The sequence below is a fragment of the Saccharopolyspora sp. genome (assembly GCF_017434145.1).
GTDB lineage: Bacteria > Actinomycetota > Actinomycetes > Mycobacteriales > Pseudonocardiaceae > Saccharopolyspora_C > Saccharopolyspora_C galaxeae.
Map to the genome: position 1 here is coordinate 1 of NZ_JAFRFW010000155.1, position 8,361 is coordinate 8,361.

Sequence of the window (8,361 nt, forward strand, 5' to 3'; positions counted from 1 at the left end):
CGCCGTCGCCGACGTAGTGCTTCGCGGTCGCCAGCACCGAGGACGGCGAACCGCCCAGGCGCTCGCCTTGCAGCCCGGTGACCGCGCTGCTCATCGCCGATGCCTGCTGCGGCGTCTCGCCGAAGGATTCGTAGGTGCGGCCCCAGCGGTCGTCGCGCGCCACGCACAGGCAAGGTGCGAAGTCCCAGTCGATGCCGGTGGCGGCGACCTCTTCGGCCGTCGCCGCGCCGATGCGCCGCACCAAGTCCGGGTCCGCGGTCGCGCCGAGCCCGATGTTGTGCGGGTAGATCGTCGCGCCGTGCACGTTGTTGTGGCCGTGCACCGCGTCCACGCCGTAGAGCAGCGGAATTCCCAGCGGCGTGGCCAGCGCCGCGCGCTGGTACTCGTCGTACATGTCCGCCCAGGCTTCGGCGGTGTTCGGCTCGGGCGCGGAACCGCCGCCGCTGAGCACCGAGCCGAGGCGGTACTGCGCCGCTTCCTGCGGCCCGGCGGCGACCCGCTCGGACTGCACCATCTGCCCGAGCTTGTCGTCCAGCGACATCCGCGACATCAGGTCCTGCACGCGTTCCGGCACGGGTGCGGCCGGGTCGCGGTAGCCGGGCTGCTCGGTGACCGCGGGCGTGAAACCGGCGGTGAGCAGCGCGGCCGCAGCGAGGCCGGTCACGGTCAGCGATGTCCGCAAACGTCGGCCCCGCATCGATCCTCCTCATCGAGAACGCATGTTCCGGGCGATTCCGCCATTCCGAACGTTAAGGAACGGTTCCCCGCGTTTCTTCCGCCGAACGGCCGCACCGGACTCCGGGAATTTCCCAACCGCATTTCCGCGGACGATCCGCGAGGATCGACCGCTGCACCTGCGAGGACGGCGAACGGTCCTTCTGGAGGAATGGCGGATCATCGGCAGCCACACTTTCGGCCGTGGCCGGGGTGCGCGCGCGGCGCTTAACCTGCCGGAAGATCATCGGAGGTGGCCGTGCCGGAAAAGTCGAAACGGCGGGGCGTGCTGCGCGCGCTGCTGTGCCCAGCCCTGCTGCTGCTCACCGCGACACCCGCGGTCGCAGCACCGGCCGCCCCGGCCCAACCGGAGCCGGTGCGCGAAACGGTGTGGGTGGACACCGGCCTCGACAACGACGGCGACGGCGCGACCGACCGGGTCGCCGCCGACATCGTCCGCCCGCCGACGGACCGGCCGGTCCCGGTGATCATGGATGCGAGCCCCTACTACTCCTGCTGCGGCCGCGGCAACGAGGACGAGCGCAAGACCTACGACGAGCAGGGCCGCCCGCAGGGTTTCCCGCTGTTCTACGACAACTACTTCGTGCCGCGCGGCTACGCGACGGTGCTGGTGGACCTGGCGGGCACGAACCGCTCCGAAGGCTGTGTGGACGTCGGCGGCGAGTCCGACGTGACCTCGGCGAAAGCCGTCATCGACTGGCTCAACGGGCGCGCGAAGGCTTACCGAAGCCCCACCGGCGGCACTGAGGCGGACGCCGGCTGGTCCACCGGCGACACCGGCATGATCGGCAAGTCCTACGACGGCACGATCGCCAACGGCGTCGCCGCGACCGGTGTGGAGGGCCTGCGCACGATCGTGCCGATCGGGGCGATCAGCTCCTGGTACGACTACTACCGCTCGGACGGCGTCAGCTTCGGAACCGACCCGCGAGGGCTCGCCGAGAGCGTCGAGGAGGGCGGTGGCCGACCGGACTGCGGCCCGGTCAAGCAGCGGCTCGACGAAGGCGCACCGGCCAACGGCGACACGACGCCGATGTGGCGGCAGCGCGACTACGCACCGGACGCGGGCGAAGTCCGGGCCAGCGTGTTCGCCGTGCACGGGCTGGGCGACCTCAACGTCAAGACGATCCAGTTCGGGCAGTGGTGGGACGCGCTGGCCGCGAACGACGTGCCGCGGAAGGTGTGGCTGAGCCAGACCGGCCACGTCGACCCGTTCGACTTCCGCCGCGCGGAGTGGGTCGACACGCTGCACCGCTGGTTCGACCACTACCTCAAGGGCGCGGACAACGGCGTCGAGCACGAACCGGCAGCGAGCATCGAACGCGCCCCGGACGAGTGGTCCGACGAACCCGGCTGGTCCGGCGAGACCGCCGCGCCGACCACGCTGCACCCGGCTCCCGGCGAGGCCCCGGGACTGGGCGGGCTCGGCGTCGCGCCCGCGGACGGCCAGGAGTCGTTCACCGACGACGGACGCAGCACCGAGTACGACTGGGCCGAGCATCCGGATCAGCCCGCGGCGAACCGGACGCTGTTCACCTCAGCGCCGTTGCAGCAGGACATGCGGGTCGCGGGCACCGGATCGGTGTCGGTGCGCGCGACGCCGGGCACCTCCAGCGCGCACCTGTCGGCGATGCTGGTCGACTACGGCCCGGCGACCACCCGCGACGCGCTGGGACCGGGCGAGGGCATCCGCACCCTGGACACCGAGTCCTGCTGGGGCGCGAACCGCCCCGGTGACGACGCCTGCTACCGGGACACCGAAGCCACGAAGTCCGATGTGGACTACCAGATCGTGGCGCGCGGCTGGGCCGACCTGGCCAACCACGAATCGCTGTCGCAGGAGACCCCGTTGCAGCCGGGGAATCCGTACGAGATGACGTTCCGGCTGGGCACCACCGATCACGTCGTGCCTGCGGGGCACCGGCTCGGGTTGATCGTCGCGGGCACCGACGGATCCACGATCCAGCCTCCCGAGCAGCCCGGACGGGTCGATCTCGGGCTGGCGGGCACCTCGGTGTCGGTGCCGGTCGTCGGCGGCCCCGCGGCCGCGACCGCGGCCGGCCTGGCGGAGCAGCCCAGCAGCGCCCCGACCGTGCGGCCGGACCGCACCCCATCCCGCCCGACACCCCGCATCAACGGCGACACCCCGGAGTGAAGGACTCCTTCGCCGCGATAGGCCGAACGACGGTCCCCATCGCTCACCTCCCATCCACACCGAAACCGACACGCACGCGCACCACCCGACCGGTGCCGATGGACTCCTCGGCCCCGATGGGCTGGGCTACGGTCCCCGTCACCACTCGATGGCTCCGGTCCGGGAGCTGCGCGAACCGCACCCGAACCACCCTCTAGAGTCGGGCCGTGCGTTTCGTGCTGGCCTCCGCCTCCCCCGCCCGCCTGTCCGTGCTGCGCGCCGCCGGGATCGAACCGGTCGTGCGGGTCTCCGGGGTGGACGAGGACGCCGTCGCCGCCGCGCTGGTCGATCCGGAACCCGCCGAGCTGGTCACCGCGCTGGCAGCGGCCAAGGCCGAAGCGGTCCGCGCAGGCGAGCAGGACGCGGTGGTCGTCGGCTGCGATTCGATGCTGTCGATGCACGGCGAGGTCGTCGGCAAACCGCACGATCCGGAGGTCGCGGCCAAGCGCTGGCGGCAGATGGCCGGCGGCACCGGCGAGCTGCTCACCGGTCACGCCGTGCTCAAGCTGAGCGGCGGCGAAGTCGTCGCCCGCGCCCAGGCGCACCGCACGACCGCGGTGCGCTTCGCCGAACCCACCGAGGCGGAGCTGGACGCCTACCTCGCCAGCGGTGAGCCGCTGCGGGTCGCGGGCGGGTTCACCCTCGACGGCCTGGGCGGCTGGTTCGTCGAAGGGATCGACGGCGATCCGTCCAGCGTGATCGGCATCAGCCTGCCGCTGACTCGCGGGCTGCTCGCCGAGGTCGGCGTCCGCGTGACCGACCTCTGGACGTCCGGGACCGCGTGACCATCGGTGTGCGCACGGGTGAACGTGAGCACAATTCGGTTACCGCGGGATGGCGTGGGCGCTCGACCGGGTTACAACTGTCCGCGATGGGAAATCACCGGCATCTGACCTCTCGGCTGCACGTCGATCTGCGACGGCAGGCCAGCAGCGTCTGTCGCTGACCGTCCGCGCCCGGCCGTTCCCCTCGCGAGCGGTCCCGGCCTGATCCGCGCGACCCGCCGATCAGCCGCCCTCCCGGAATCCCCCGCGGCGATCTCCGCCGCACGTCCGCTCAGGAGACCCCTGTGTCCACCACTCCCGCGCCGAAGAGGCGACCGCGCTTCAACCCGCGAGCGTTCGCCGTCGCGGTCGTCGCATCACTCGTGCTCGGCGCCGTGCTCGGCTGGATCGCGAAGAGCACCGGCGCGAAATGGCTGATCACCGCGATGGACACCGTCGGGTCCACGTTCACCAAGCTGCTCACGTTCACCGTGCTGCCGTTGATCTTCACCGCGATCGTGGTGGGCATCGACAGCCTCCGCAGCGTCGGCGGCGGCAAGCTCGCCGCCCGGCTCGGCGGCAAGACCGCGATGTGGTTCGCGATCACCTCGCTGATCGCGGTGGTCATCGGGCTGGCCGTGGGCAGGTTCGTGCAGCCGGGCCAGGGCCTGGTGCTGGAACCCGACCCGGAGCGGCTCTCCGCCATCGGGCAGAAGACCCAGGGGTCCTGGCTGGACCTGCTCACCGGGCTGGTGCCGGAGAACCTGGTCAGCGCGTTCGCCGACGGGCAGACGCTGCAGGTGGTGTTCGTCGCGCTGATCATCGGTGCGGCCGCCTACAGCCTCGGCGACCGCGCGAAGCCGTTCGTCGAGTTCAACCGCTCGCTGTTCGAGGTGATCCAGCGGGTGCTGGGCTGGATCATCCTGCTCGCGCCGCTGGGCACGCTCGGGTTGATCGGCAACGCGGTGGCCACCTACGGCAACGAGTTCTTCGCCCCGCTGCTGAAGCTGATCGGGGCGACGTACCTGGGCTGCGCGCTCGTGCTGTTCGTGGTCTACCCGGTGCTGCTGCGGTTCGTCGCGCACATCAGTCCCCGGACCTTCTTCGCGAAGGCGTGGACGGTGCTGCAGTTCGCCTTCGTGTCCCGCTCGTCCAGCGCCACCCTGCCGCTGAGCAGGCAGACCGCGGAGAACCTGGGCGTGCGCGGTTCCTACGCGAACTTCGCGGTTCCGCTGGCCACGACCACCAAGATGGACGGCTGCGCAGCCGTCTACCCGGCGGTCGGGTCGATCTTCATCGCGAACCTGTTCAACATCCACCTCGGCCCGGTGCAGTACCTGACGATCGTGCTGGTCGCGGTGTTCGGCGCCATCGCCACGGCCGGGGTCACCGGCTGGTTCACGATGCTGACGCTGACCCTGAGCGCGCTCGGCTTCCCGCCCGAGGTGGTGGCCACCGGCATCGCCATCGCCTACGCCGTCGATCCGATCATGGACATGATGCGCACGATGACCAACGTGGCCGGGCAGATCGTGGTGCCCGCGGTCGTGGCACGCGGCGAAGGACTGATCGACGACGAGGTGCTGAACTCCCCGAGCGAGCCGCCGCTGCTGTCCCGCAGCCCTTCGGGCGCCGAGGCCTAGGGCCTGGCGAACAGCGGGAAAAATCGGTGTCGCGGAGTTCTCCGGCTGCGCGCGACGCCGCCTACGATGGCGGTGTGGGCAGCGGACGGAACCTTCGGGTGGGCGATGCCGAACGGGAAACCGCGATCAAGGCGCTGGGCGAGCACCTGACCGCGGGGCGGCTGGACGTCGGCGAGTACGACCAGCGCTGCGCCGACGCCGCCGCGGCCCGCTTCCAGTCCGACCTGCGGGCCCTGTTCGCCCACCTGCCGAACATGGTTTCGCCGCCGCACGCGCAGGCACCCGAGCCGCCTCGCCGCCGTCCGGTCGGCCGCATCCCGCTGGGCATCGTGCTGCTGCTGGTCTGCGTCGTGGGGGTGCTCAAGCCGATCCTGCTGCTGCCGCTGGCGGCCGCGGCCGCCGCGCTCGTCCTGCTGATGCGCCGCTGACGACTCGCGCGTGGCGCAAGTTCACCCGGAGCCGACGGCGCGTTGGTTACGGTGAGTGCCATGCACAGCTCGCGGACCCCGACTCGACGGGCGCGCACGGCCGCGCAGTGGGGCGGTGTGGTCGCCGCGGGAATGCTCACCGTTTCCGGTTGTGGCCTGCTGCGCTCGGAGAACACCGCGGAAACGACAGCTCCCCCACCGCCGCCGCCCGCACCGCCGACCACCAGCGCCCCGGCCCCGCTGCCGCCGCGGCCGTTCGAGATGAACATGGCCGGCGTGGACCCGTGCGACCTGCTCACCGAACAGCAGCGCGGGCAGCTGGGCTTCGACCGCGAACCGCTGGCCGACGCCGAGGCCGGTTTCGGCGACGCGCCCACTTGCAGCTTCCGCAACACCACGGCGAAGGTCGGCGCGCGGCTGTCGCTGATCACCACCGAGTCCATGGACGTGTGGACCGACGACACCGCGCAGGTGCAGGCGACTCCCGTGGTGCTGGGCGGCTTCCCGGCGCTGGTCATCAAGACCCCGGACCTGGACATGGCCTGCAACGTCGCGGTCGACGTCGCCGCGGGGCAGCACTTGGACGTGCTCTACCGCGACGACGGCGGCCAGCCGGCGCCGCCGCTGGACGCGCTTTGCGCGGGGGCGCAGCGGGTCGCCGAGAACGCGGTGGCCTCGCTCGCCGATCCCGCACCGCCGACCTCCGAGGAGACCTCCACCTCGGAATCGTCGTCCGGGGAAGCGACCACTTCGCAAGCACCGACCACGCCGCGGCCGACGGACTGAGCCACGCCGCACGCCGCCGCTCAGCGGCTCTTCTGTTCGGTGTGCGCTGCACTCCTTCTTATCCGGCGCAGCCGCCTGAACAACCGGCACCGGCCGACGCAGCACCAGCTCCGGAAGATCCGCAGTGTTGATACTCACCGCGTTTGGAGCACTCCCCACGGTGATGGTTGGTGATTAGAGTGAGCGCGGACGTTTTACCCGTGGGAGGGAACAACCCGTGCCGCTGCATTCAGGGGACGGCTCGCCGGATGTTCCGGCGCCGGGAGGCGCCGGCGGTTCCATGCGGGTCGAGCCCAGCGCCATTCCGAACCTCGTGAGTGCCTTGCAGTCCTCGCTGGACGCGGTGGGCGTGCAGATCGAGCACGCCATCACCGAACTGCGCATCCGCCCGTGGGCGGGTGATCCGGTCAGCAGCACCGCGGCCGAGCAGTTCAACCTCCGCTCGGTCGGCGGTGACCAGGACGCGCTGACCGCGCTGTGCGGCTACCGCGACCAGCTGCAGTCGGCCGCGGAGTCGCTGCGGCTGGCGAACCAGAACTACGTGGACATCGACGAGACCAACGCGGCCCGGCTCACCGGTGGGTGCTGAGATGCTCCCCGCCCGCAGGCCGCCTCGGACGGGAGGCCGCAGATGAGCGAGCACCGCTGGCAGGGCTACCGCCACGAGGAGCTCTACGAGCAGATCAACCAGGGTCCGGGTGCGGACGGCTCGACCGACTCGGTGCGGCGCTGGAGCGAGCTGACCCGCGCGCTCGGCGAGATCGACGGCGGTATCGCCGCTGCGCTGAACTCGGCGATGGCCGGTTGGGAAGGCGACGCGGCGGACAGCGCCCGCGGCGGGTTGCGCCCGCTCGGCGACTGGGCCGCCGAGGCGCAGGCCGCCGCCGAGGTGATGCGCGACCGCGCCGAGCAGCAGGCCGCATTCGTCGGCAAGGCGCGCGCGGACATGCCGCAGCCGACGCGGGTGACCTCGGAAGACCCGGGTTCGGCCGTGACCGGCCTGGTGCACCTGTTCGGCGGGCAGACCGACTACGAGGTGCAGGAGGCCCGGCGCGACGCGGCCGAGCAGCGCGCGTTCGAGGTGATGCGCACCTACGAGGGCGCCACGCAGGCCAACACCACCTCGCTGGCCTCGTTCACGCCGCCGCCGCAGGTCGTGGTGGACGGCCCGGCGGCGGCACCGGGCGCGGCGAAGGGACCGGGGCAGCAAGGCATCACGATCAGCTGGCACAACTCCGCGATCGCGCCGCCAGGCGTGCCGGGATCCGCGTCGGCTCCGAGCGGCAGGCAGTCCGGGCGCGGCGGATCGGGCCGCGGCGGATCGCGCACCGATCAGCACAAGGGCGGCGGGCACACCGGGAGTTCCCGGTCCCGACGGCGCGACGACGACCAAGTCGACCGGAAGGTCACCGAGCAGTTCGGCAACCCCGGCGGATTCTTCGACGAGCAGCAGACCCTGTCCCGTCCCGTGATCGGCGGGGATCCGGGTTGACGACCGGAGCACCGGGCCGCGAGCTGTCGGCCCTGGAGTTCGACGTGCTCACCGAACACCTTGGCGTGGCGGCGGTTCCGCTGGTGCTTCGGGTGCACTCGCCGGGCCGCACCCACCGCGAACGGGCCGAGCTGGTCGATGCGGTGTGGCGCGGACGGGCCGACCGGAACCTGGCTGGCGGCGGCGAGCTGAACCGGGGACTCGCCCGGCTGCTGCGCCTGCTCGACCACCCGACGTCCGAAGTGGACGGACGGTTGTGGTGCGGCCGCAGCGTGCGCGTGTTCGCCGGCGCCCGCGGCGAGGACGGCGTGCTGGTCAC

10 protein-coding genes are annotated in these 8,361 nt (G+C 71.7%); 9 read left to right on the plus strand and 1 reads right to left on the minus strand.

From position 1 onward, the window contains the following. A partial coding sequence (locus IJH84_RS04385; RefSeq protein ID WP_295140485.1) for a glycoside hydrolase family 3 N-terminal domain-containing protein occupies positions 1 to 697 on the minus strand: 697 nt, incomplete at its 3' end. Between the two features lie 333 nt (positions 698 to 1,030). Here IJH84_RS04385 and IJH84_RS04390 point away from each other — a divergent pair. The 9 genes from IJH84_RS04390 to IJH84_RS04425 form a co-directional block, all read left to right on the plus strand. Beyond that, positions 1,031 to 2,890 (plus strand): Xaa-Pro dipeptidyl-peptidase, encoded by a 1,860-nt coding sequence (locus tag IJH84_RS04390; RefSeq protein WP_295140502.1) that lies wholly within the window; start codon positions 1,031 to 1,033, stop codon positions 2,888 to 2,890. A gap of 206 nt (positions 2,891 to 3,096) precedes the next feature. After that, complete coding sequence (locus IJH84_RS04395) at positions 3,097 to 3,714, plus strand: nucleoside triphosphate pyrophosphatase (protein ID WP_295140487.1); 618 nt, start codon at positions 3,097 to 3,099, stop codon at positions 3,712 to 3,714. Between the two features lie 86 nt (positions 3,715 to 3,800). Further along, positions 3,801 to 3,875 (plus strand): putative leader peptide, encoded by a 75-nt coding sequence (locus IJH84_RS29210; protein ID WP_367268954.1) that lies wholly within the window; start codon positions 3,801 to 3,803, stop codon positions 3,873 to 3,875. A gap of 123 nt (positions 3,876 to 3,998) precedes the next feature. Continuing rightward, positions 3,999 to 5,336 (plus strand): dicarboxylate/amino acid:cation symporter, encoded by a 1,338-nt coding sequence (locus IJH84_RS04400; protein WP_295140489.1) that lies wholly within the window; start codon positions 3,999 to 4,001, stop codon positions 5,334 to 5,336. 74 nt (positions 5,337 to 5,410) lie between these two features. Continuing rightward, a complete protein-coding gene (locus tag IJH84_RS04405) occupies positions 5,411 to 5,764 on the plus strand; it encodes a DUF1707 domain-containing protein (protein WP_295140492.1) in 354 nt (117 codons plus the stop codon). Between the two features lie 60 nt (positions 5,765 to 5,824). Continuing rightward, positions 5,825 to 6,550, plus strand: a complete 726-nt coding sequence (locus IJH84_RS04410) for a DUF3558 domain-containing protein (protein WP_200073423.1) — start codon at positions 5,825 to 5,827, stop codon at positions 6,548 to 6,550. Between the two features lie 313 nt (positions 6,551 to 6,863). Continuing rightward, complete coding sequence (locus IJH84_RS04415) at positions 6,864 to 7,139, plus strand: hypothetical protein (RefSeq protein WP_233628529.1); 276 nt, start codon at positions 6,864 to 6,866, stop codon at positions 7,137 to 7,139. Positions 7,140 to 7,181: 42 nt separating this feature from the next. Continuing rightward, positions 7,182 to 8,042 (plus strand): PPE domain-containing protein, encoded by an 861-nt coding sequence (locus IJH84_RS04420; RefSeq protein ID WP_295140497.1) that lies wholly within the window; start codon positions 7,182 to 7,184, stop codon positions 8,040 to 8,042. Continuing rightward, on the plus strand, positions 8,039 to 8,361 hold a 323-nt coding region (locus tag IJH84_RS04425; RefSeq protein ID WP_295140500.1), incomplete at its 3' end, for an ESX secretion-associated protein EspG. The genes IJH84_RS04420 and IJH84_RS04425, both read left to right, overlap by 4 nt.